We start from the raw sequence: 22056 nt of genomic DNA, 5'->3' as shown, positions 1-22056 counted from the left end.
GCCGCCGGCAGCGGCGCTCTCGGATGCCTCGCCGGCCGTCGTCCCTCTCAGAGGCTACGGTTCCCGGTACCGCCCTTCCCGGGCATACCGGGAGCCCGCGTCCTCGGTCAGGCGAACAGCGCAGCTCCGTACTTGACCAGGATCGACACCACGATCAGGGTCAGCCACACCACCACGATCAGCGCATCCAGCCCCATCCGCAGCCCCGAGGCCAGCACGGTCTGCACCCGCGCCGGCAGGAAGAGGTTGTTGTCGCGGATGTTCACATGCGTCAACGAACTGAACACCAAAGTGGTGGACAGCGTCACCAACAGGCACCAGGGGCACAACGCGTTGATGTGGAACATCGATTGGTAGAACAGCCAGTAGGCGAACAGGAAACCGATCGTGTAGACGACCTGGGCGGCGAGCATGAACCCGCGCGGAAACCTCACCTTGGCCAGGCTGGCCACGGCGATCGTGATCACCACCGGTTCGGCGATCAACCCCAGGAATGCGTTCGGGAAACCGAGCAGGTTCGCCTGCCAGGTCGTGCCGACGGTTCCGCAGCTGATGACCGAGTTGATGTCGCACGACAGGATCGCGTCCGGGTTCTTGGCCAGTTCGATCGCGTCCACCGACAGCACGAAGGACGCGGTCAGACTCACCAAGGAGGAGAACAGCATGTAGCCGAAGATCCAGCCGTCGGACTGCCGGAATCGGTGGATCCGGTCCAGGAGGTCGTTCATCTGCCGGCTGCGTCCTCCACGGCTGATTTCAGCATGCCCGCGGTGTAGATCTGCGAACCGCTGAACTCCTCACCGTTGATCTTGATGGTCGGTGTGCTGGTGACCCCATCGGCAGCGGCGGCGTCGTTGGACCCGTCCACGAAGTCGGCGTTGGACAGATCCGCGAACGTCGAGATCACCGCATCGCTGACGCCCGCTTCACTGGCCAGGTCCGCGATCTCAGTGTCGCTCAGGCCGGACGTCCCCTCGTCGGGCTGGTTGTCGTAGAGGGCGGCGTTGAGGGCCATCACGTGTTCGGGTTCCGACTTGGCCACCGTGACCAGCGCGTTGGCAGCCCGGGTGGAGTAGTTGGTTCCCTGGGACGAGCTGTCCAGGAAGTTCATCAGATGGAACTCGACCTTTGTGGTGCCGTCGGCCACCAGCGCCTCCAGATCGTCGCGGTTGGTGCGCTCGAACTGGCCGCAGTAGGGGCACATGAAGTCCTGGTAGATGGCCACCGTGACCGGGGCGTCCTGCTCGCCGATGACCAGTGAGTAGTCCTCGGTGGCGGCACCACTGGCCTGGGCCTGGGACGTCGAGGAGTTCCTGGTGGCGCTGGCGATGCCCCAGACGACGACGCCGACGATCACCGCGAGCGCCACGCCGAGGACGCTGAAGGTCACCACGGTTCGGGCCTTCTTCTCCCGTGCGGCCTGGGCCTGCTGCTGACGGAGTTGTTCGCGGCGATTCGCGCCGCCTGATGGTGGGCTGGAGAGATTCTGCTTGTTCTTGCTCATCGTTCTGATTCGCTTTCGAGGTCGGGGTTGGGCGGACGAGGACAAGCCCGACGAACGCTCACGATCGATGAGCGGGATGGGGAATCGTCAGGCCGGTACCAGCGCCGGCGGACCCCGACGATGTTGCAGATGCGCCAGGACGGCACCACGGAGATCGGCGACGACGGCCTCCATCGGTGCACGCGGCGAAAGAGTGATCGGCAGTACCGGAGATCCGGTCAGGCCCAGGCGGCGGGTGACCCACACGCGCACGGTCTCCAACGCCCGGCGTACCCACAAGCCCAGACCGAGTGCCCAGAGCAGCAGGACCACAGCGGCAACGAGAGTGGATCCCGAGAGCGCGATCGAGACATGCGCGGCCTCGATGAAATGCGGGCCCGGGGCGTAGCTCCCCTGAGGGCAGGCGGAGCTTTCGGCGAGCACCCGCAAATGGATCCCCAGCCAGGCGGTGCCCGAGGACTCGGTGATGCAGGCTCGCACGGACCCCGTCAGGACGCTTCTCGACAAGGGGGAACCGAGCCAGAGCAGCCCAGCCAGCGCGAGGAGGACGGATCCTCCTACGCCGTGCAGCCGCGATCGCCTCACCCTGCCTCCTGTGGTCGTCCGCCATTCTATGGCACCCCACCTACTCCGATGGACGGGTCGGGGACGCGCCGTCGCCTGTCATCCTCTAGGTTTGAGGTCATGAGGACTCCCCGAGACATCGAATGCTGGCTCACCGACAAAGATGGGGTCCTGGTGCACGGCGAGACCCCCGTCCCCGGTGCGTCCGACCTGATCAATCGCTGGGTGGACACCTCGCGCCGTTTTCTGGTGCTCACCAACGACTCCAGCTTCACCGCCCGCGACCTCAGTGCCCGCCTCGATCAGGCAGGTCTGATCGTGCCGGAGGAGAACCTGTGGACGTCCGCGCTCGCCACCGCCGATTTCCTCGCCGACCAGCATCCCGGCGCCAAGGTCTTCGTGGTCGGTGAGGCCGGTCTGACCACTGCTCTGCACGATGCGGGATTCATCATGGTCGACAGCGACCCCGACTACGTGGTGATCGGGGAGACCCGTACCTACTCCTTCGAGGCCATCACCCAGGCGATCAACCACATCATCGGCGGGGCGCGTTTCATCGCCACGAACCCCGATACCTCGGGCCCGGGAATGGGCGGAGTCCTGCCCGCCACCGGAGCCGTGGCGGCGCTGATCACCGCGGCCACCAACCGCACGCCCTACGTCGTCGGCAAGCCCAACCCGATGATGTTCCGCAGCGCCATGAATCGCATTGAGGCTCACAGCGAGACAACCGCCATGATCGGTGACCGCATGGACACCGACATCGTGGCGGGCATGGAGGCCGGACTGTTCACGGTTCTCGTGCTCACCGGGATCACCGGACGCAAGGATCTCGACCGGTTCCCCTACCGTCCGAGCCTGGTGGTGGAGTCCGTGGCCGAGCTGTACGAGATGCTGTGAGGGACGAGTTCCTCAGTCGTTGATCGCCTCGATGCCCTGCCGCCTCAGTTCTTCAAGGTGTTCCAGCATTCCGCGGAGCACCTCGGGTGAGTGTCCCTCCCAGTCCAGTACCTCGTCCACCACGCGCAGGGGCTCCCGGGTACGGTACGACCTCGTCGGATTGCCCGGGAATCTCGTGTTCGTCAGGTTCGGGTCGTCCTCGATGGGGCCGGTGGGTTCCACGCGGTAGATCCGCCCGCGTCCTTCACCCACCGCGAGCTCCGCTCCCCAGGTGGCCGCGTCCAGAGTCGCGGTCAGGTAGACGAAGTTCGCCTGCGCTCTCTCGCCGAAGTTCGACTCGCGGCCGGGCTCCAGCAGGTCTCCCGGCTTCAGGACCGCCTTCGTGCCGTGGTAGAAGGGCCCGGGATCGACGGCCCCAGGCAGCGTCTGTTCGTTGTCCATGTCGTCTACCTTGCCAACATCGACGTTGATGTGCCGGCCGACCGAGCCTGATCTGTCGCTGCAAAGGCACCCGTGCGGCCCTCGCGCATACCACGAGACGAGCCGGCGAACGAGTTTTCCACATGCGCTGATGCGCCCGATTCTGGCCTCGTGGATAACCCCGGGAAGGGCTGTCCGCGTTGGCAGGCTGACCACATGAGTTTTCAAGACTTACCTCCGAACTGGAGCGATCTCCCGCTCGACGACCCGACCCACTGCGCCAACATCGTCGACCTCGTGGTCGGTGAACGTGATCGGGCATGCAACTCCCTGTTGCTGCTGCCCTGCACCCCACAGCGAGTTCCGCTGCCCACCCCGATGCTCGTCGCGGACATGCCTTGGGGTGAGGATCCCCAACCGCTCTTCGACATGTGGGCCCACATGCCCGACGAGTTCTGCAGTGGGCTGTTGCTCGCCACGTCTCACCCGGGCATCGGCCAGCCCGCCCGTCATCGAGCCTGGTTGCACAACGCAGCGGCGGGTTTCGCACGCCTCGGCATCCCTGTCGTGGGAGTCTTCACCGCCGCCCGGGACGGGGTGCACGCCAGTTAGTCAGGACGGCTTCGGCTTCGTCGCCGAGTGGGTCTGCCTGAGGGCCGGATCATCGGGTGGTGGCTCACGCTGCGAGGTCTGCCCGTCTGCGCCGGCCCGACGCGTCCGGTTGGCCGCCGGTCGCCCTGGGTCCGCGACGAGCTCGCGTTCGATCCATGCCATCACGACATCCACGAGACGGCGAAGCTGGTCCTCTGTGAGTGCGGTTCCGGCGGGTATGTGGTGCCACCGGGCGATACAGCCCCGGCAACAGGTCGCGGTGGCGTGCTGCGCGATGAACACGGGATGGCCGCGGTAGGGGGTCTGCTTGCCGTCGTTGGCAGGCTCCGCCGCGCCGACCCGTCCCTTGAGAAGCTCGGCAGCGTGCTGGGCGATGACCTCCCGGCCCCGCGCGCGGGCATAGTCGCGATCACGTGACGTCAGGTGGAAGCGGGACCGGAAGGACGAGGTCGCCAGGCGATCGAGGACGCGCCCGAGCTGTTCGGTCCGCAAACGCTCCACCGGCCCCGGATCCGTCATGAGCCCCCAGTGTAGGACGCGGGCGAGGTCCGGACGTCAGTGAGCCGACACGAGGCTCCGGCTCTCCGTCGTCCCTCGCACCGCCCAGCCATGACGCATCCGCCAAGCCCCGACGACCCTGCAGACCACATAGATCGCGAACGAGATCGTCGTCACGTAGGGGCTGATCGGGATGCTGCCGCCCAGCGCGAGCAGGGTCCCTCCCACTACCGAGACGACGCCGAAGGCCATGCTCAGCAGGGGAACCTTGACCGGCGACGCCGTGACGCGCATGGCGGCTGCGGCGGGGGTGCAGATCACGCTCAGCACGAGCAGTGCCCCGATGATCTGCACCGAGATGGCCACCGCCAGCCCGAGCAGCAGCATGAACAGCGTCGACAGCATGTCCACGGGAACCCCGCGGGCCGACGCCGTCTGCGGATCGGTGCTGGCGAACACGAGAGGACGCCACACGATGAGAAGCCCGATCATCACGACGGCCGCGGTGGCGATGAGCCAACCGAGTTGAGGATCGTCGATGGCGACGATCTGCCCGGTGAGCAACCCGAACTTGTTCGCCGAACGCCCCTTGTAGAGGGAGAGGAAGAGCACTCCGAGCCCCAGCCCGAACGGCATGAGCACCCCGATGATCGAATTGCGGTCCCGAGCCTTGGCCCCGAGCGCCCCGATCACCACCGCGGCGAGGAGCGAACCCGCCAGCGACCCGGCCACGACGTTCACCCCGAGGAGCAGAGCCGCGGAAGCACCAGCGAACGACAGCTCCGAGATGCCGTGCACCGCGAACGGGAGGTCACGCATCATGACCAGGGTGCTGATGAGGCCACCCACCAGGCCCAACACCGCACCCGCGATGAGCGAGTTGTGCACCAGTTGGAGCAGTTGCCCGTAGTTGTCGAAGTTGAAGATCTCGCTCCACAGTCCGAGATCCATCAGCGGCATCGTCATTCCTCCTCGCTCGTCGTCGGACGACCGGCGTGGGACGCGTCCTCACCCTCGGGCACGCCGGCGACGAGGATGCGCCCGCCCGACCGGATCACCTCGACGGGCGCGTCGTAGAGCTCGCTGAGCGTCGCCGAGGTGAGCACGTCGTCAGGAGTCCCGATGCGGAATCTCCCCCCGGCGAGGTAGAGCACCCGATCGGTGTACGGCAGCACCGGATTGATGTCGTGAGTGACGAACATGACCGCGGTGCCGCGCTCACGTCGCCGCTGATCGATCAGCCAGGTGATGGTCCTCTGGCTGTTCAGATCGAGCGAGAGCAACAACTCGTCGCACAGCAACAGCACCGGATCCGACACGAGGGCTTGCGCGATGCGCACCCGCTGCTGCTCGCCGCCGGAGAGCAGGCCCACCGGCATGTCGGCGTATTCGAGGGCGCCGACCTCGTCCAGGGCCTGTTCGACTCGCCGTCGCAACGACCTGCTGGGTAGCCAGGGCCCGAGCCGATGCCCATCGAGTCCCTGCCGGACGATGTCGCCGGCGCGCAGCGGCGTCCTGGCTTCAAGGGGACGCTGCTGGGGCACATAGCCGAGCGCGGGGCTCCCGCGACGAGCCGGACGGCCGTCCACCGACACGGTCCCCTCCGAGAGCGGCTGCAGGCCGAGGACAGCGCGCAGCAGGGTGGTCTTGCCCGTGCCGTTGGCGCCCAGCACGGTCAGGAACTCGCCCGGCTCGAGGTCGAGGGACAGCCCCGACCACAGCCGGCGCGCACCGTAGCTGAGCGCGGCGTCGCGAATCCGGAGGACGGGCGCGGCAGTGCCGTCGTCCGCCCCCCGGGGTGCCCTCGTCCTGGTGACAGCTTGCGCAGTGTCACCGGTCACTTGAGAGCGGCCTGGATCGCGTCCAGGTTCGACTGCATCCATTCGATGTAGTCCTTGCCGTCGGGCAGGGTCTCGGTCACCGGGACGACCGCGACCGCGCTGGCTTCGGCGGCCTCGAGCACCGTCTCCGTCTCCGGCCCGGCGGTCTGCTCGTTGTAGGCCAGCAGCGAGACCTGACCGGTGGTGAACAAGTCCTCGGTCTCCTTCAGCACCGCCGCGGACACGTCGGTGCCTTCCTCGATCGCCTCGCTGAACTCCTCGGGCGTCTTGTTCTCCAGGCCGCAGGCCTCCAGCATGTAGAGCGGCACCGGCTCGGTGATCGCCACCCCGGCACCGGCGTGATCGGTCTTGATGGCGGACTCGGTCTGTTCCAGATCCGCCAGCTTGTCGATGAACGCATCCGCGTTGTCCCGGTAGGTGTCTGCGTCGGCGGGGTCGACTGCCGCGAGGGCATCGGCCACCTGATCGGCGACCTTCTGCACCGTCGGGAAGTCGTACCAGACGTGCTCGTTCAGTTCCTCGTCGCCCGAGGCCTGCTTGCCCGAGATGTCCACCGCGTTGAGCACGGTGGCATCCGGGTTGTCGGCCGCTTCGAGCATCGTGTCGACGAAGTCGTCGTACCCGCCGCCGTTCTCGATCACGACGTCCGCGTTGGCCAGAGCGAGTTGGTTCTGAGCGTTCGCCTCGTATGAGTGCGGGTCCGCGTCCGGATTGCTGATGATCGAGGTGATCGTCACGGTACCGTCGGTCAGGTCGCCCGCGACCTGTTCGACGATGTCGCCCCACACATTGGTGGACGCGACGACCGCCACCGAGCCCCCGGAGCCGCTCGCGGTTCCGGCCGACGAGCCCTCCGTCCCGCTCGAGCCACCCGATCCGCAGCCTGCCAGCAGCGCCAGCAACGCGACTGCCGTGATGGTCCGGATTCCTCCGCGAGACGTGGTCATGTTCTACGCATCTCCAAAATTGATAACGAATACCATTACTTGGAGGATGCTACGCCCACCTCGGGGGCACTGCAATCGGGGTGCCGTCCGGCGACGAGGCGATCATCGGACGCGCACCCTCTACCCGGCGCCACCCGTCGCCGAGGCTGTCTCGCTCTGCGTCTGGGCCTGTTGCGAGGCGGCTCGTGTCTGATCGGACGTGGTCTGCGAGCCGGTGGTCTCGGAGCCCGCGCCGACGGTCTCGCCGTCGGAACTGGCCGTGCTGGTCGTTGCGGCTCCTGAACGGGTCGAGGCGGCCGATGCCGTCGTCGATGCCGTCGACGAGGCGGAGGGCTGGGTCGTGTTCACCGGACCCGTGGAGGTCGCCGACGCTCCCGCGGCCCCACCCGCACGATCTCCGCCGGCCACCTGCCCCTGCAGCTGACCTGTGCCGGTCGACAGTGAACGGCCGGAGAACGCCTGTACGACGAAGATCGCGGCGAAAGCCACGAGGAAAGCGACCAGCGCGGTGATCACGGCCACACGGACGCGGCGGTTGCGGCGCGTCGAAGGCTCGGTCGGCGCGGCATCCGTGGTCTGACCGACCTTCTCGTCCGGCGCCTCCGCGGAGGGCTTCGTGTCGCGTCCGTTCGGCGTGGCATCCCTGCCGGCCAGGGTGTGGAGTTTCTCCTCCCCCGTTCGTAGGGGACGCCGCAGCAGCGGCAACACGATCCCGGCGACCACGCTGACCACGAAAGCACTGGCCACGCTGCCCACCGCTCCGAGAGATCCACCGACGACGGCGGCGACGGCCGAGGCGATCCCGCCTGCGAGGACGTCGGAGACCCGCAGGCCACCCTCCTTCGCCACGCCGCGTTCGCTCGTGTTCCCGACCGGACTACTGCCCGACCCGCTCGTTCCTGTCACCGTCTCGGCTCTCCTTCTGTCGATGCTTCTCAGCTTCGAGGGCACACCGTAACCATCGAACCTGTGAGGATCGTCCGCGTCCCTGACAGGATCCGCCCCCGAGAACCGTAGCGGCGCGCTCTCATCGGCTGGGAGACATCCCGGTCGCCCCGACCGTCCGGTGTACCCTGCGGTGGTGCTGACGCAGTTGCGTGAATCCCTTGGTGAGCAGGCAGTCGTCGTAGATCCGGATGTTCTGGCCGCACGTTCACATGATCGCTCGGGCGCACCCGCAGCCGGAACCCCGCTCGCCGTGGTGCGTCCGACCAGCACCGAACAGGTGTCCCTGGTGATGCGTACCGCACACGCGCGTGGGGTTCCAGTGGTTCCCCAAGGTGCGCTGACCGGCCTGGCGGGTGGGGCCGATGCGGTGGAAGGGGCGATCCTGCTGGATCTGACGGCGATGAACCGGATCGTCCGCATCGATCCGATCGATCTGGTGGCCGTCGCCCAGCCCGGAGTGATCACCGCGGACCTCGCCACCACCGTCGCCGAGCACGGCCTTTTCTACGCGCCCGACCCCGCGTCGGCCTCCGAGTCCACGCTCGGAGGCAATGTCGCCACCAACGCGGGCGGCATGCGTTGCGTCAAGTACGGAGTCACCCGTGACGCTGTGCGTTCCCTCGAAGTGGTGCTCGCCGACGGGGACGTGGTGCGTACCTCACCTCCGACCGTGAAGGCGGTGGGCGGGCTGGACCTGACCTCGCTGCTGGTGGGCTCGGAAGGGACGCTCGGGGTCATCACCGAGATCACCGTCGGCCTGCTGCCTGCACCCGGCCCGGTCCGGGGCATCACCGCCAGTTTCGGCTCCAACCAGGCCGCGCTCGACGCGGCCAACGAGATCATGGTCGGCCCTCACCGTCCCAGCACCCTGGAGTTCATGGACGGTGCCGTCATCGCGGCGATCATCGCCTACGACTCCAGCGTCGGGCTACCGGACGACGCCAAGGCCTGGCTGCTGGTCCTCACCGATTCACTCACGGGCGCGGCGGAGGATGTCGCGGCCTATGCCGAGGTGGCACGCCATCATGGCGCGGTACGAATCGACGTGGCCGACGACCCCGAGCGGGTGGACGATCTGCTGAGGGCACGTCGCCTGCTCAACGTCGCGATGCACGACCTGCGCGGCGACGGCCTGAACGAGGACGTCGCGGTGCCGCGGGGCAAACTGGCCGAACTGTTGGTCAGACTGGCGGAGCTGTCCGAGCGAGTCGGCCTGCCGATCGGCACGGCGGGACATGTCGGTGACGGCAACCTGCACCCGGTGGTCTGCTTCGATCCGAACGATCCCGGCGAGACTCGCATTGCCCACCAGACCCACGAAGCCATCCTGAGGTTGGCCAACGAGCTGGGCGGCACGGTGACCGGTGAGCACGGCATCGGCCTGGAGAAGCTGAGCGCCGTCGACGCGGAACTCGGGCCCCGGTTGCGGGGTCTGCAGCGCGGCATCAAGGATGTGCTCGACCCTGCCGGCATCCTCAACCCCGGCAAGAAGCTCTGATCCCGCGTCCGGTCCGCGCCGGGTCAGCGGCGCAGGACTCGGCGGGCGAGGATGTTGCCGATCAACTGGGCCAACTGGACGACCACGATGATCACTCCCACCGCGATCCAGGTGACAGCGAAGTTGTAGCGCTGATATCCGTAGACGATCGCGAAATCACCGAGCCCGCCGCCTGCCACTGCCCCGGCCATCGCGGACATGTCGGTGATGCCGACGAACAAGAAGGTGTAGCCGAGAATCAGCGGCCCGAGCGCCTCGGGAATGATCACGGTGGCGATGATCCGAAGCGGGCTCGCACCCATGGCACGAGCGGCCTCGATCAGGCCGGGGTCGAGGGCGACGATGTTCTGCTCGACGATCCGGGAGGTGGCCACGGTCGCCATGATGCTCATCGGGAAGATCGCCGCGGTCGGGCCGAAGCTCGTCCCGGTCACCTTGATGGTCAGGGGCAGCATCGCGGAGATGAAGATGATGAAGGGAATCGGCCGGATGATGTTGACGATCAGGTTCAGCACGAAGTAGACGGGGCGGTTGGCCAGCAGGTTGCCCTGCCGTGTGGTGTACAGCCCCAGTCCGAGAACCAGGCCGGCCAGGCCACCGATTCCCAACGTGACGAGAACCATCTGCAGGGTCTGCCCCAGCGCTTCGAACAGGACGGGCCAGAGGCTCTGGCTTCCAGAGGTCATCGTGCGTCTCCATCCTCGTCTGCGGCGTCGACCGGGTTCTGAGCGGTGCCGTGGTCAATGACATCGGTGTTCCGGCGGAGGTCGCTCAGCAAGTCCTCGATCGCCGTCTCCGAGCCGACCAGCTCAAGGGTCAACGCTCCCAACGGGCGCGAGTCGATCTCGGAGATGCCGCCGTGGATGACCGCTCCGTCCACCCCGTGGGAGCGCAGGGCTTCGGTGAGCAGCGTGGACGAGCCGTTCTGGTCGGTGACCGCCACCGTAACGATGCGTCCGGCATGTCGTTGACGTAGCCGGGCCAGGACGTCGGCCCGTGGGCGGTCGTGCAGGGCGGTTCCCACGAAGCGCCGGGTGACCGGCTGCTGAGGCGCGGCGAAGACGTCGTAGACCGGCCCGGTCTCGACGATGCGCCCCTTCTCCATCACCGCGACCCGGCTACAGAGATAGGAGACGACCGCCATCTCGTGAGTGATCACCGCGATGGTCACCCCCAGCCGGTCGTTGACCCGGCGCAGCAGGTCCAGCACGTCACGAGTCGTCTCGGGGTCCAGCGCGCTCGTGGCCTCGTCCGCCAGCAGCAGGTCGGGCTTGGTGGCCAGAGCGCGAGCAATACCGACCCGCTGCTTCTGGCCACCGGAGAGCTGATCGGGGTACTGCCCGGCCTTGTCGGACAAGCCGACGAAGTCGAGCAGTTCGGCGACCCGGCGCTCGCGCCCGCGCTTGTCCACTCCGGCCACCCGCAACGGGAATCCCACGTTGCTGGCGACCGTCCGTGAGGAGAAGAGGTTGAACTGCTGGAACACGAATCCGATCCCGGCGCGCACCGGACGCAGCTTGCGCTCGGGCAGTCCGGTGATCACCTGCCCGTCGATCGCGACGGTGCCGGACGTGGGAGTCTCGAGACCGTTGATCAGGCGGACCAGTGTCGACTTGCCGGCACCCGAGTAGCCGATGATGCCGAAGACCTCCCCCGATCCGATATCGAGTGAGACATCGTCGACGGCTCGTACCGAACCACTCGGTGTGCCGAAGTCCTTGGTGACTGAGCGCAGGGAAACGGTGGCTCCCATTGGTTTCGGTTACCTCTTTTCTGTCTGAACCGGGCCGCGGTGATCAGCCCTGGGCGCGAATGAGATCCTCGAGGTTGGTCAGGATCGTCTGGAGTTCCTCCGGGGTCTTGTCCACCTCGACCGCGGTCCCCTTGTTCTCCTCGACCAGGGCACCGATCACGGAAGGATCGTGGTAGATCTCGACCAGCTTGTTCAGCGTGGCGTCGTCGACGTCCTCCTTGCGAACGGCCCAGACGTTGATGTAAGGCTCGGCGGCCGTGAGGTCCTCCAGGTCGGAGTAGATCGCACTGGTCGGGTCGAGGTTGGCATCAGCGGCGAAGTTGTTGTTGATGACCGCGCCGTCGAGCGACTGGAGCTGCACCGCAGTCTGGTTCGCGTCCACCGGCACTACGGTAACCCGCGAAGCGCTCTCGTCGATGTCGGCCGGTGTCGACAGCGCGTTGCCACCGCCGTTGAGGGTGATCAGCCCGGCGGACTGCAGGACGAGCAGGGCACGTGCCTGGTTGGTGGCGTCATTGGGGATGGCGATCTGGCCGCCGTCGGGAATGTCGGAGGGCTCGGCGTACCCCTTCGCGGTGTACAGGCCCAGCTGGTAGACCACCGTCGCGCCGATCGGGGTCAGATCCTCATCGGCGTTGACGTTGTAGTTGGCCAGGAAGAGAAGGTGCTGGAACTGGTTCGCGTCCAGTTGCCCCTGGGTGAGGATCGGGTTCGGCTGCTGGTAGTCGGTGAAGTTCTGCAACTCGACGGTGATGCCCTGATCGGCCGCGAGATCCTTGAACGTCGTCCAGTAATCCTTGCTGATGTCGGTGATGCCGATCGTGACCGTGGTCGAGGCCGAGGAATCGGAATCGCTCGACCCGGAGGAGCAGGCCACGAGGGTCGTGCTCAAAGCGATTGCCGCAGCGAGAACAGCGAGCCGTCGGAGTTTCATGGAATTGCCTTTCTGATGTTTCCCCGTCACTTTCTGCAGAGGGCAGACTGACGGAGCGCTGAGTGAGTAAATGCTGGATGACTTGCTGCATGAGAATTCCAACTCACCGGCGCATCAGTCCGGAATGCGCACCGACACCACGAGATTCGGGTCAGTGAACGCAGGAAATGGATCCGCCGCGATAGGGAATGCTCAAGCCTGCTGGGCTCAACGCATACAACAGGACATGCAACGACCACCCATGAGCCCAGAGATGCTCATGAAACGCGGCGCATGTGCGTTGTTCGACACAACTGCTCCTGTTGTAAGGAAGCGAAACGGAACGGGATGGACAGTACCACGTGCCGGACTCCCCTGCCAACGGGCACCTTTTCGCGGAAGCCTCGGGGGCACCTCCCGGTCTGGCGTGAATATCGATGCCTGCTCAACCTCGATACACTTGCCGGAGTCGATCCAGGGGAATCATGTCCAGTTCATTGTCATCGGGTCTCGGCACCCGTCCCAGCCTTGACGGTCCCTGGCAGCGGACCGCCGATTTCGCCGGGCTCCTCGGCCCGGACGGGCGTCCCTCCACCACCATCTTCACCGAGATGACTCTGTTGGCCCGGCAGTTCGATGCCGTCAATCTCGGGCAGGGATTTCCCGACGAGGACGGCCCCAGACAGGTACTCGACGCGGCCAAGGCGGCCATCGACAGCGGTGTCAATCAGTATTCCCCCGGCCGCGGCGAGCCAGATCTGCGCGCCGCGATCAGTGAACACCAACGGCGGTTCTACGGGCTGGACGCCGACCCCGACACCGAGGTCCTCGTCACTGCCGGCGCCACCGAAGCCCTCGCCGCCACCGTCCTCGCCCTGGTGCGACCGGGAGACGAAGTGGTCACCTTCGAGCCGTTCTACGACGCCTATGCCGCCGACATCGGCCTGGCCGGTGGCAGGCACGTCACCGTCGCACTGCGCGCGCCGGATTTCCAGCCCGACCTGGACGAACTCGACCACGCCGTCACCGACCGGACCCGGCTGATCATCGTGAACGACCCGAACAACCCGACCGGCGCGGTGTTCACCCGTGAGACGCTGCAGCGCATCGTCGAGGTCGCCGAACGGCACAACGCCTGGATCGTGACCGACGAGGTGTACGAGCACCTCGTCTTCGACGACGCGCGCCACATCCCCATCGCCACTCTGCCCGGCGCCTGTGAGCGCACCATCACGATCTCCTCGGCGGGCAAGACGTTCTCGGCCACCGGATGGAAGATCGGCTGGGCGGTCGGCCCGGCCGAGGTCATCACCGCGATCCTGACGGTCAAGCAGTATCTGACCTTCGTCAACGGAGCGCCTTTCCAGCCGGCGATCGCGGCCGGTCTTCGGCTGGGGGACGATTTCTACACCGGCATCGCCTCTGTTCTGCGACGCAAGCGCGACATCCTCGTCGACGGCCTGCAGCAGGCCGGTTTCCGGACGTTCTCGCCCAAGGGGGCTTACTACGTTCTGGCCGACACCTCGTCGGTGGGCTACGAGGACGCCACGGAACTGTCCCGCGAGTTGCCCCGGAAGGTCGGCGTCGCGGGCGTGCCGGCCTCGGCGTTCGCGAAACCCGAGCACGCCGAGGCGTATCGGTCGCTGCTGCGTTTCGCGTTCTGCAAGCGCGAGGACGTGTTGCGCGAGGCCGCGTCCCGGCTCACACGGCTCTGATCGCGAGGCTCACCCGGCCGTCGGTCGACCGGCTCCGGGTGCGCCCGGCTCCACGTGCAGGCGACGCAGCCCGAGTGCGGGGTTGACGGTGCGCGTCCGCTCGAGTTCGGCGGGGTCAACCTCGCCGATCAGAAGGCCCGGCCCGGTGCCGACACCTGCGAGGACGACCCCCATCGGGTCGACCAGCATCGAGCGTCCCGTTCCGTTGGGTGCGCTCTGTCCCACACCCAGGACGTATGAGGTGTTCTCGATCGCGCGGGCGGCCAGCAGCGTCGCCCAGTGGTGTTCCTTGAGCGGGCCCGGCACCCACTGGGCCGGGACCACCACGAGTTGCGCGTCGGCGTCCGCCAATCGCCTGGTGGACTCGGGGAAACGCAGGTCGTAGCAGGTCTGCAGACCCACCCGCACGCCATCGACGTCGATCACGACCGCCTGGGCGGGGTCACCGGGACGCTCGAGGTCCGATTCGCGGTGACCGAACGCGTCGAAGAGATGCACCTTGCGGTAAACCCCGAGCAGCCCGGGCGCTCCGACGGCGACGAGTGTGTTGTGAAAGCGTGGCTCACCGTCCACCCGTTCGTTCATGCCTGCGACGATGACGATCCCGTTGCGTTCGGCCAGGCCCTGCATCGCGGTGACGAAGGGCCCCTCCAGGGGTTCCGAGCACCGAACGAACTCGCTGGTGAAGGCAGCCTCGAAGTAGGACGCGTACTCCGGCAGCACCAGGATCCCCGCCCCGGCGGCGGTCGCTCGGCGGACGAGATCGGAGATCGCCGTCACGTTGCGATCCCTGTTCTCTCCCGGCGAGAACTGACCACCGGCGACCCTCAGCACGCTCATGCGCCAACCCTAGACCCGCGTGCCATCGACCTTCGGACCAAGTGAGCGCCGCGACGCGGGCTGCCACCTCGGGCCTGGCCGCCAACCATTGGGCGGCGCCTCCCCGGCGGGGATTGACCCGTGACCAACACTCAGTCCATATTCAGGTAAGGCTTACCTTAGTATATTCTGATTCTCATTCCACGCTCGGCAGTTGTGGACCGGGCGGCAACAGACCGATTCGACTTTCGGACCGTGGAGGAAGCCACATGCCCAGTACCGCTCCGGACACGCACACACCCACCCCCGTGCAAGCGCGCGGGAGATACTCCACGCGCACGATCATGACCGCCGTCGCCATCGGGGCAGGAGTGGGCGTGGTCCTGATTCCACTGAACTTCATCAGCCAACCGATCTCGGTGACGATGCCGATCGTCGCGGTCGTCTTCTACGGGGTCTGGGGCATGGCAGCACTGATCCCACTCGCCCACATGCGGTTGCGCGGAACCGGCGTCATGGGCTCAGCAGCCGCGGGGCTCGTGTCGTCCCTGTCCCCCTACGGGCTGTTCATGGTCGTCATGATGCTGGGTTGGGGGCTCTTGATGGAGCTTCCCTTCGCGCTGACGCGCTACCGGTACTTCGGATGGCGGATGTTCCTGTTCGCCGGTCTGGTCACCGGGGTGCTCTCGTGCGCGATGAGCTGGGCGATGCTCGACCTGTCGAGCATGGGGATCGGGCTCGCCATTGCCGTCTGCGCGATGCAACTGGTCTCCTTCGCCGTCTGCAGCCTGTTGTCGTTGTTGATCGCGGGGGCACTCGGCCGGGCAGGAATCGGCGGGCGCCGGCGCGACCCGAACGAGGCATGAACAACGTGGGCGTCCCCCGGGTCACCTCGGAACTGCCCCGGCCGCGTCACGATGAGGCCGATGAACGCCCCGTGACCAGGCCGACCCCGCTGATCCTCATGGAGGGGGTCAGTGTGCGCTACGACTCGGCGGACTCGTGGGTGGGCACACCGGTCGACCTGTGCCTCCACCCCGGGACGGTGACCCTGTTGCTCGGGCCGTCAGGCTGCGGGAAGTCGACCCTGCTGCTGACCATGGCCGGCCTGATCCCGACGAGCGCCCCCGCTGAGCTTCGCGGCCGGGTGCTGTGCTGCGGCACCGACACCGCCACGGCTCCGCCGGGGCAACTCGCCGCGCACGTGGGTATCGTCTTCCAGGATCCCGACGCACAGATCGTCACGGCGACCCTCCTGGACGAGGTCTGCTTCGGCCTGGAGAACCTGATGGCACCGACCGACGAGATCGAGGATCGAGCACTGGCGGCGCTGCGGCAGGTGAGGCTGGCCAACGACCTTCGCGATGCGTCGCGTGCGCCCACCGAGTTGTCCGGGGGCCAGCGCCAGCGCCTCGCCATCGCCTGTGCCCTCGCACTCGAGCCACAGGTCCTTGTCCTGGACGAACCAACAGCCAACCTCGACCCCCTCGCCGCAGCCGAGTTCTACGCCACCGTCGAAGACCTGCGCACACCGGAACGAGCGATCGTGCTGGTCGAGCACGAGTTGGACGACGCGCTTCCGCTGGCCGACCGTGTCGTCGTCATCGACAAGGACGGAGGAGTAGCCCTCGACGGAACTCCGGATGACGTCATCGGATGGCATTCGCTGGAGCTCCGCGAACTCGGAGTCTGGCTGCCGACGGCCACCCAGATCGCCCTGCGCATGCGCGTCGACGAACGCCCTCTGCCCCTGACCGGCGACCAACTCCTCTCCGTGATCTCCTCCCTCCGCTCAGCCGGGACGCCACCTGCGAAGCACCCCGGCCCTCCGGCCGCACCCGATCGACGACGGGACTCGGCAGCACCCGCTGTCCGCCTCAGCCAGGTGTCGGTCGGCGCACATGGACGCGCAATCGTGTGCGATGTCGATCTGGAGGTCGACGCCGGCGATTACGTGGCGATCACCGGTGTCAACGGGGCGGGCAAGAGCACTCTGACCCTTGCCATGGCCGGTCTGATCCCGACGACGTCGGGCAGCATCGAGCTGGCAGGCGAACCGCTGGCGGCTATGAACGCCCGGCAGATCGGCGACCGCATCGGCTATGTCTTCCAGAACCCCGAACACCAGTTCGTCTGCCGCAGTGTGGACGACGAACTCGCCCACGGGCTACGGGTACGCGGACTGGCGGAAGGCCGTATCCGCTCGATCGTCGACCAGGCACTGGAACGGTTCGGCCTGACGCACTACGCGGGCATCAATCCGTTCCTGCTCTCGCACGGCGAGAAACGGCGGCTTTCGGTGGCCACCGCACTCATCACCGAACCGCGCGTCCTCATCCTCGACGAGCCGACCTTCGGCCAGGATCGCGCGCAGGCTGACCAGATGCTGGCTCTGGTGCGCGACCTCAACGACACTGGCATCACCGTCATCATGGTCACCCACGACCTCCAACTGGTGGCCGAGCATGCCGACCGCATCGTCGTTCTGGCCGGGGGTCGGCTGCTGCACGCCGGGCCGGCCGTCGAGGCCCTGAACGACGACGCCCTCATGGAGCGAGCCGGCCTCAGAACACCCCCGATACTCCGCACGGCCAGGTTGCTCGCTCCCCACTTCCCGGAATGGGCCGGCGTCTGCCGTCTCGAGCAGATCCCGACGTGATGGCATGAGCATCGCACCTCGAGCACAGCGGTCCCCCGCGCAAGCGCCCCTGCCCAATCCAAGCGGCTGGCTGTCGACGATCAATCCGGTGGTCAAGATCCTCGCAGCCCTCGTCCCGATGGTCGGGCTGCTGTTCACGCGCGACGTGTTCACCCCGGCTCTGGTGACGATCGGTGTCACCGTCGTCGTGCTCACCGGCTTCAAGATCCGCGCCCGCGACCTGGCGATCTGCATGGTGGCCGTGGCACTCGTCGTCGCCTGGATGACGTTCTTCTTCGCCCTGCTGGTCGACACGAGCCAGCTCACCGACGCCAGGCTGGTGGAGATCGGCCCGCTGTCACTCCACAGACAGGCATTGCGGACGGGGCTGGCAACCGCGTTGCGCTTCGTGGCCATCATGGTGCTCGCCCTCCTCGGCTCCCTCGGCACGACAACCGGCCAGCTCGCCAGCGCGCTGGTTCACCAGGCCCGCGTCCCGTACCGATTCGCCTACGGGGCGGTCGCCACGCTGCGCTTCGTGCCCCGGTACAAGAACGACGTCGGCGTTCTTCGAGCGGCCCACCGCGCGCGCGGGATCGTCGATGTGCCCGGACCGATCGGCGCCCTGCGACGGACCTCGCGTTCCCTCGTGCCGCTGCTCGCGAGCGGCGTGCGGCACGCCGAACGCCTCTCACTGGCGATGGACGCACGCGGCTTCGGGGCCTTCCCTCAACGTGCCGACCGGGATCCCGCCACGCTACGCGTCCGTGACGGGGTCTTCCTTGCCGTCATCTGGGGAGCGGTCGCCGCGACGTACCTGTTCACTGCGCGGCTCGGCGTGCTCCAGATGACCGCGATGTTGTATCGACCCTAGCCATTGAGACAAAGGAGAACCCATGGCAGACAGTCGTACGTCCACGGGCCGTCGGTCGGACGCCGATGTGCTCGTCAGCCCGGGGGCACTGGCGCGGATGACCGCACCAGTGCGGTCCCGCATGATCCTCGGCGCGGCGATGTCCGCGGCATCCTCCGTCTGCGCGCTCGTACCGTTCGTCGCGGTGGCCGAGGTGGTGCGTTTGCTGCTCGATAGCGACCCGGGCACCACCGTATGGATCTGGGTGGTGGTGGGAGTCGTGGCGATGGTGGCGCGCAGCCTGCTGTACGGGGGCGCCCTGTCCTTGTGCCATTTCGCCGATGTCGACTTCGTCCACCTGCTGCGCCGACGTGTCGTCCGGCACCTCCGCCTGCTACCGCTGGGCTGGTTCGACGAGTCCGGGTCGGGTGAGGTCAAGAAGGCTGTCACCGACGACGTCACTCGCATCCATGTGATCGTCGCCCATCTCGCCGGCGACCTGACCAGCGCGGTCCTGGTGCCGCTTGTGTCGATCGGCTATCTGCTCACCCGGAATGTACCCATGACCCTGCTCCTGCTGGCCTACATCGTGGTCGTCTTCGCGATGGCCGCACCATCGATGCAACGTGGGTACCAGGCGTACATGGACGAGTGGAACAGGGCGCAGGGAGCCGTGAGCACCGCGACGGTCGAACTGGTCGACGGGGTCGAGGTGGTCAAGACCTACGGCACCAGTTCTGCGGTCTTCCGTCGTTTCGACGACGCTGTGAGCCGTCTGACCCACGTCGCCTACCTGTGGACGGCGGCGATGGGGCGGCCGGCCGCGGTGATCAACATCCTGTTCTTCCCTGCCACGATGATCGCCGTCGTCCTGGGCCTGGGGCTGCTCGCCGTCGGCCTCGGGTGGATCGACGCCGTAGGGGTGATCCCGTTCCTGCTGGTCGGCGTCAGCCTGCCCAGCGGCTACCTGCAGGTCGCCCAGCTCGCCAACGGGATGCGCACCGCCGCTCTCGGCGCCACCCACATCGATCGGCTGCTCTCGCTGCCGGGGTTGCCCGACCCGGACGACCCTGCGGTGCCTGCCGATTCGGCGGTGCGGTTCGACCATGTCGACTTCGCCTACACCGACGGCGTCCCCGTGCTGACGAACATCTCCTTCGAACTCGCTCCCGGCACCGTCACGGCACTCGTCGGGCCGTCCGGATCGGGGAAGACCACGATCGCGCGACTGATACCCAGGTTCTGGGATGTCTCCGGAGGAATGATCACGATCGGCGGGGTGGACGTGCGGCAGATTCCCACACCCGAGTTGCTCAGCCGAATCGCCATCGTCTTCCAGGACGCGGTCGTGTTGACCGACACCGTCCGCGAGAACGTCCGGCTCGGTCGTCCCGGCGCCTCTGACGCGGACGTCGAACAAGCCTGCCGGGACGCGCAGATCCACCAGCGAATAGCGGATCTGCCGAACGGATATGACACTGTGCTGGGGTCTGCCGAGGGTCACCTGTCGGGTGGCGAACTGCAGCGGGTGACCATCGCCCGCGCCTTCCTCCAGGACGCGCCGATCATCCTGCTCGACGAGGCGACCGCGCACGCCGATCCCCACAGCGAGGTACAGATCCAGCAGGCGCTCAACAGACTCGGGGCCGGACGCAGCGTGCTGGTGATCGCCCATCGCCTGTCGACCATCGTCCACGCCGATCAGATACTCGTGCTCGATGACGGGCAGATTATCGAACGCGGGCACCACGACGACCTCATCGCGGCCGATGGCCGTTACGCACGAATGTGGGCGGCGCAGGATTCGGCGGCCGCGCGGGCAGGAGCAGCACGATGACCCTCACCAACCAGACCCACCGCGACGGATACCCGACGAGCCTGTTCGGCCGGATCGACGCTGCGATCGGCGGCAGTAGCGGACTGACCTCGCAGACCATCGGCTTCGGTGTCGTCGGAGTCCTCCAGGGCATCGCCTTCGCCCTGCTCGTTCCCGCTCTGACGCGGTTCCTCGGCGGCGACGTGCCCGGGTCCGTCCCGTGGATCGTAGGTATCGCCGTGACCGCCGTGGCAACTGCCTGCGTCTTGTGGGTGCTGACCGAGCGCGGCTATCACCTCTCGATCGACAGACTCCACGACGGCCTAATCCGGGCGCTCGGCGCGAAAGTCGCTCGGTTGCCACTCGGCTGGTTCGATTCCGAGCGGGCCGGGCAGATCACCACGCTGATCACCAGCGGGACGCAGAACGTCATGAACGTGCCCAGCGTCTTCCTGCAGCAGCTCACGGTCGCACTGGCCACACCGGCGACCGTGATTCTCATCACCCTGGCGATCGACTGGCGGATGGCCGTCGCGCTCGCAGCCATGGCACCCGTGGCGTGGCTGGCCTATCTGTGGGGGCAACGCGCGGTGCAACAGGAACAGCGCCACGAGGCCGCATCACGTGCCGCGGTGTCGTCCGCAGTGATCGAGTTCGCCCAGGCCCAGCAGGTCCTGCGAGCCACCGGCAGCCTCACCGGTCAGCACCTGCATGTCGACGACGTGCTGGCCCGCAACCACCGCGACGGCCGGGCTAAGTTGGCCAAGCAGGCGCTGCCCACCAGCACGTTCATGTTCATCGTCGAACTCGGCTTCGCGTTGACTTTCGCCCTCGGCACCTACCTGGCGCTCAACGGCGAGTTGTCGGCCCCGACGCTGGCCGCCCTGCTGGTGCTCGCCGCCAGGTTCGTCGAACCGCTCACCCAGGTCGGCGTCTACGGCGTCGCCCTGCGGCAGGCCCGGACCAGCCTGGCCGAGATAGACAGTGTTCTCACGGAGCCGACGCTGGCCGAGCCCGACGCTCCCCGGACTCCACAGGGCAGCGACATCACCTTGTCGGACGTCAGTTTCGGATACCTGGACAGACCCGTCCTCCGTCACCTCGACCTCCATGTGCCGGCTCACAGTATGACCGCGCTCGTCGGGCCGTCGGGCGGCGGCAAGTCCACGGTCCTGCGCCTCATCGCACGATTCTGGGACGTCGACGGCGGGGCGGTGCGCATCGACGGGATCGACGTACGCGAGATGGCGACGACCGACCTGATGAGCCGGATAGCCCTGGTCTTCCAGCACGTCTATCTGTTCGACGACACGATCGTCGCCAATGTGCGATTCGCCCGGCCGGACGCCAGCGACGAGCAGGTCGCCGACGCGATCGCCGCCGCGGGCCTGGACGATGTGGCCACGGACTTCCCGGACGGCCTCGACACTCGTGTCGGCGAAGGCGGCGCACTCCTGTCGGGTGGCGAACGCCAGCGGGTGGCGATCGCGAGGGCGTTCCTGAAGGACGCGCCGATCCTGTTGGTCGACGAGGCCACCAGCGCCCTCGACAGCGAGAAGGAGGCCGAGGTGACCGCATCCCTCGAACGGCTGGCCCGCGATCGTACCGTTCTGGTGATCGCCCACCGGCTCACCACCATCGCCAACGCAGACCAGATCGCAGTGCTGGAGGAGGGGCGGATCACCGAGCTGGGCACGCACAACGAGTTGTTGGCCCGGGGCGGCACGTACCAGCAGTTCTGGACCGATCGTCACGACGCGGCCGGCTGGGCCATCCGAGCAGCGTCCCCGGCGGACGGCACATGCTGACCTGCGGGT

At 67.1% G+C, this 22056-nt stretch carries 22 protein-coding genes; 9 read left to right on the top strand and 13 right to left on the bottom strand.

The window, feature by feature from the left end; translation table 11 throughout:
- Positions 1-107: 107 nt before the first annotated feature.
- The 3 genes from FB473_RS06585 to FB473_RS06575 all read right to left on the bottom strand — a co-directional run bounded on the left by FB473_RS06585 (position 108) and on the right by FB473_RS06575 (position 2089).
- Positions 108-728: a vitamin K epoxide reductase family protein gene (locus tag FB473_RS06585; RefSeq protein ID WP_167165776.1), complete on the bottom strand. Its 621-nt coding sequence runs from the start codon at positions 726-728 to the stop codon at positions 108-110.
- Positions 725-1504, bottom strand: coding sequence for a DsbA family protein (locus FB473_RS06580; protein WP_167165774.1), 780 nt, complete (start codon positions 1502-1504; stop codon positions 725-727). Before FB473_RS06580 ends, FB473_RS06585 begins: the two co-directional genes overlap by 4 nt.
- A gap of 87 nt (positions 1505-1591) precedes the next feature.
- Complete coding sequence (locus FB473_RS06575; protein ID WP_167165772.1) at positions 1592-2089, bottom strand: hypothetical protein; 498 nt, start codon at positions 2087-2089, stop codon at positions 1592-1594.
- Between the two features lie 99 nt (positions 2090-2188).
- Between FB473_RS06575 and FB473_RS06570 the strand changes: the two genes are divergently transcribed.
- Positions 2189-2968, top strand: a complete 780-nt coding sequence (locus FB473_RS06570; protein WP_167165770.1) for an HAD-IIA family hydrolase — start codon at positions 2189-2191, stop codon at positions 2966-2968.
- A 12-nt stretch (positions 2969-2980) separates the two neighbouring features.
- Here FB473_RS06570 and arr read toward each other — a convergent pair whose 3' ends face one another.
- On the bottom strand, positions 2981-3409 hold the full coding sequence (gene arr / locus FB473_RS06565) for an NAD(+)--rifampin ADP-ribosyltransferase (protein WP_167165768.1): 429 nt from the start codon (positions 3407-3409) through the stop codon (positions 2981-2983).
- Positions 3410-3604: 195 nt separating this feature from the next.
- Here arr and FB473_RS06560 point away from each other — a divergent pair, with 195 nt between their 5' ends.
- On the top strand, positions 3605-4000 hold the full coding sequence (locus tag FB473_RS06560; RefSeq protein WP_167165766.1) for a hypothetical protein: 396 nt from the start codon (positions 3605-3607) through the stop codon (positions 3998-4000).
- On the opposite strand, the gene FB473_RS06555 is transcribed toward FB473_RS06560, so the two are convergent.
- The 5 genes from FB473_RS06555 to FB473_RS06535 form a co-directional block, all read right to left on the bottom strand.
- A complete protein-coding gene (locus FB473_RS06555) occupies positions 4001-4519 on the bottom strand; it encodes a DUF4186 domain-containing protein (protein WP_167165764.1) in 519 nt (172 codons plus the stop codon). It lies immediately after the preceding gene.
- 36 nt (positions 4520-4555) lie between these two features.
- Positions 4556-5458 (bottom strand): metal ABC transporter permease, encoded by a 903-nt coding sequence (locus FB473_RS06550; RefSeq protein WP_376837218.1) that lies wholly within the window; start codon positions 5456-5458, stop codon positions 4556-4558.
- Between the two features lie 2 nt (positions 5459-5460).
- Entirely contained in the window at positions 5461-6255 is a 795-nt protein-coding gene (locus tag FB473_RS06545; protein ID WP_376837217.1) for a metal ABC transporter ATP-binding protein, read from the bottom strand.
- 80 nt (positions 6256-6335) lie between these two features.
- The gene (locus FB473_RS06540) at positions 6336-7286 is read right to left on the bottom strand and encodes a metal ABC transporter solute-binding protein, Zn/Mn family (protein WP_167165760.1); all 951 of its coding nucleotides are present in this window, start codon (positions 7284-7286) and stop codon (positions 6336-6338) included.
- Positions 7287-7406: 120 nt separating this feature from the next.
- On the bottom strand, positions 7407-8192 hold the full coding sequence (locus tag FB473_RS06535) for a hypothetical protein (RefSeq protein ID WP_167165758.1): 786 nt from the start codon (positions 8190-8192) through the stop codon (positions 7407-7409).
- 175 nt (positions 8193-8367) lie between these two features.
- Here FB473_RS06535 and FB473_RS06530 point away from each other — a divergent pair, with 175 nt between their 5' ends.
- Positions 8368-9732, top strand: coding sequence for an FAD-binding oxidoreductase (locus tag FB473_RS06530; RefSeq protein ID WP_341770058.1), 1365 nt, complete (start codon positions 8368-8370; stop codon positions 9730-9732).
- A 23-nt stretch (positions 9733-9755) separates the two neighbouring features.
- On the opposite strand, the gene FB473_RS06525 is transcribed toward FB473_RS06530, so the two are convergent.
- Genes FB473_RS06525 through FB473_RS06515 form a run of 3 tightly spaced genes read right to left on the bottom strand, consistent with a single transcriptional unit; the run spans position 9756 to position 12419 of the window.
- Complete coding sequence (locus FB473_RS06525; RefSeq protein ID WP_167165754.1) at positions 9756-10418, bottom strand: methionine ABC transporter permease; 663 nt, start codon at positions 10416-10418, stop codon at positions 9756-9758.
- The gene (locus tag FB473_RS06520; RefSeq protein ID WP_167165752.1) at positions 10415-11485 is read right to left on the bottom strand and encodes a methionine ABC transporter ATP-binding protein; all 1071 of its coding nucleotides are present in this window, start codon (positions 11483-11485) and stop codon (positions 10415-10417) included. The genes FB473_RS06525 and FB473_RS06520 overlap by 4 nt, the downstream gene beginning before the upstream one ends.
- Positions 11486-11528: 43 nt before the next feature.
- Complete coding sequence (locus tag FB473_RS06515; RefSeq protein ID WP_167165750.1) at positions 11529-12419, bottom strand: MetQ/NlpA family ABC transporter substrate-binding protein; 891 nt, start codon at positions 12417-12419, stop codon at positions 11529-11531.
- Between the two features lie 464 nt (positions 12420-12883).
- Between FB473_RS06515 and FB473_RS06510 the strand changes: the two genes are divergently transcribed.
- Complete coding sequence (locus FB473_RS06510; protein ID WP_167165748.1) at positions 12884-14113, top strand: aminotransferase class I/II-fold pyridoxal phosphate-dependent enzyme; 1230 nt, start codon at positions 12884-12886, stop codon at positions 14111-14113.
- A 9-nt stretch (positions 14114-14122) separates the two neighbouring features.
- Here FB473_RS06510 and FB473_RS06505 read toward each other — a convergent pair whose 3' ends face one another.
- On the bottom strand, positions 14123-14953 hold the full coding sequence (locus tag FB473_RS06505; RefSeq protein ID WP_167165746.1) for a carbon-nitrogen hydrolase family protein: 831 nt from the start codon (positions 14951-14953) through the stop codon (positions 14123-14125).
- A gap of 248 nt (positions 14954-15201) precedes the next feature.
- Between FB473_RS06505 and FB473_RS06500 the strand changes: the two genes are divergently transcribed.
- Genes FB473_RS06500 through FB473_RS06480 form a run of 5 tightly spaced genes read left to right on the top strand, consistent with a single transcriptional unit; the run spans position 15202 to position 22047 of the window.
- Entirely contained in the window at positions 15202-15798 is a 597-nt protein-coding gene (locus FB473_RS06500; RefSeq protein ID WP_167165744.1) for an ECF transporter S component, read from the top strand.
- The gene (locus tag FB473_RS06495; protein ID WP_167165743.1) at positions 15795-17591 is read left to right on the top strand and encodes an ABC transporter ATP-binding protein; all 1797 of its coding nucleotides are present in this window, start codon (positions 15795-15797) and stop codon (positions 17589-17591) included. The genes FB473_RS06500 and FB473_RS06495 overlap by 4 nt, the downstream gene beginning before the upstream one ends.
- 4 nt (positions 17592-17595) lie before the next feature.
- Positions 17596-18444, top strand: coding sequence for an energy-coupling factor transporter transmembrane component T (locus FB473_RS06490; protein WP_167165741.1), 849 nt, complete (start codon positions 17596-17598; stop codon positions 18442-18444).
- 22 nt (positions 18445-18466) lie between these two features.
- Positions 18467-20260 carry an ABC transporter ATP-binding protein gene (locus FB473_RS06485; protein ID WP_208390459.1) on the top strand — a complete coding sequence of 598 codons (1794 nt, stop codon included), beginning with the start codon at positions 18467-18469 and terminating at the stop codon, positions 20258-20260.
- A complete protein-coding gene (locus tag FB473_RS06480) occupies positions 20257-22047 on the top strand; it encodes an ABC transporter ATP-binding protein (RefSeq protein ID WP_208390458.1) in 1791 nt (596 codons plus the stop codon). Before FB473_RS06485 ends, FB473_RS06480 begins: the two co-directional genes overlap by 4 nt.
- The last annotated feature ends 9 nt before the right edge of the window (positions 22048-22056 follow it).

It is taken from the genome of Brooklawnia cerclae, from assembly GCF_011758645.1.
GTDB lineage: Bacteria > Actinomycetota > Actinomycetes > Propionibacteriales > Propionibacteriaceae > Brooklawnia > Brooklawnia cerclae.
The sequence above is the reverse complement of the archived record's forward strand: the minus strand, read 5'-3'. Positions and strand labels throughout refer to the sequence as shown.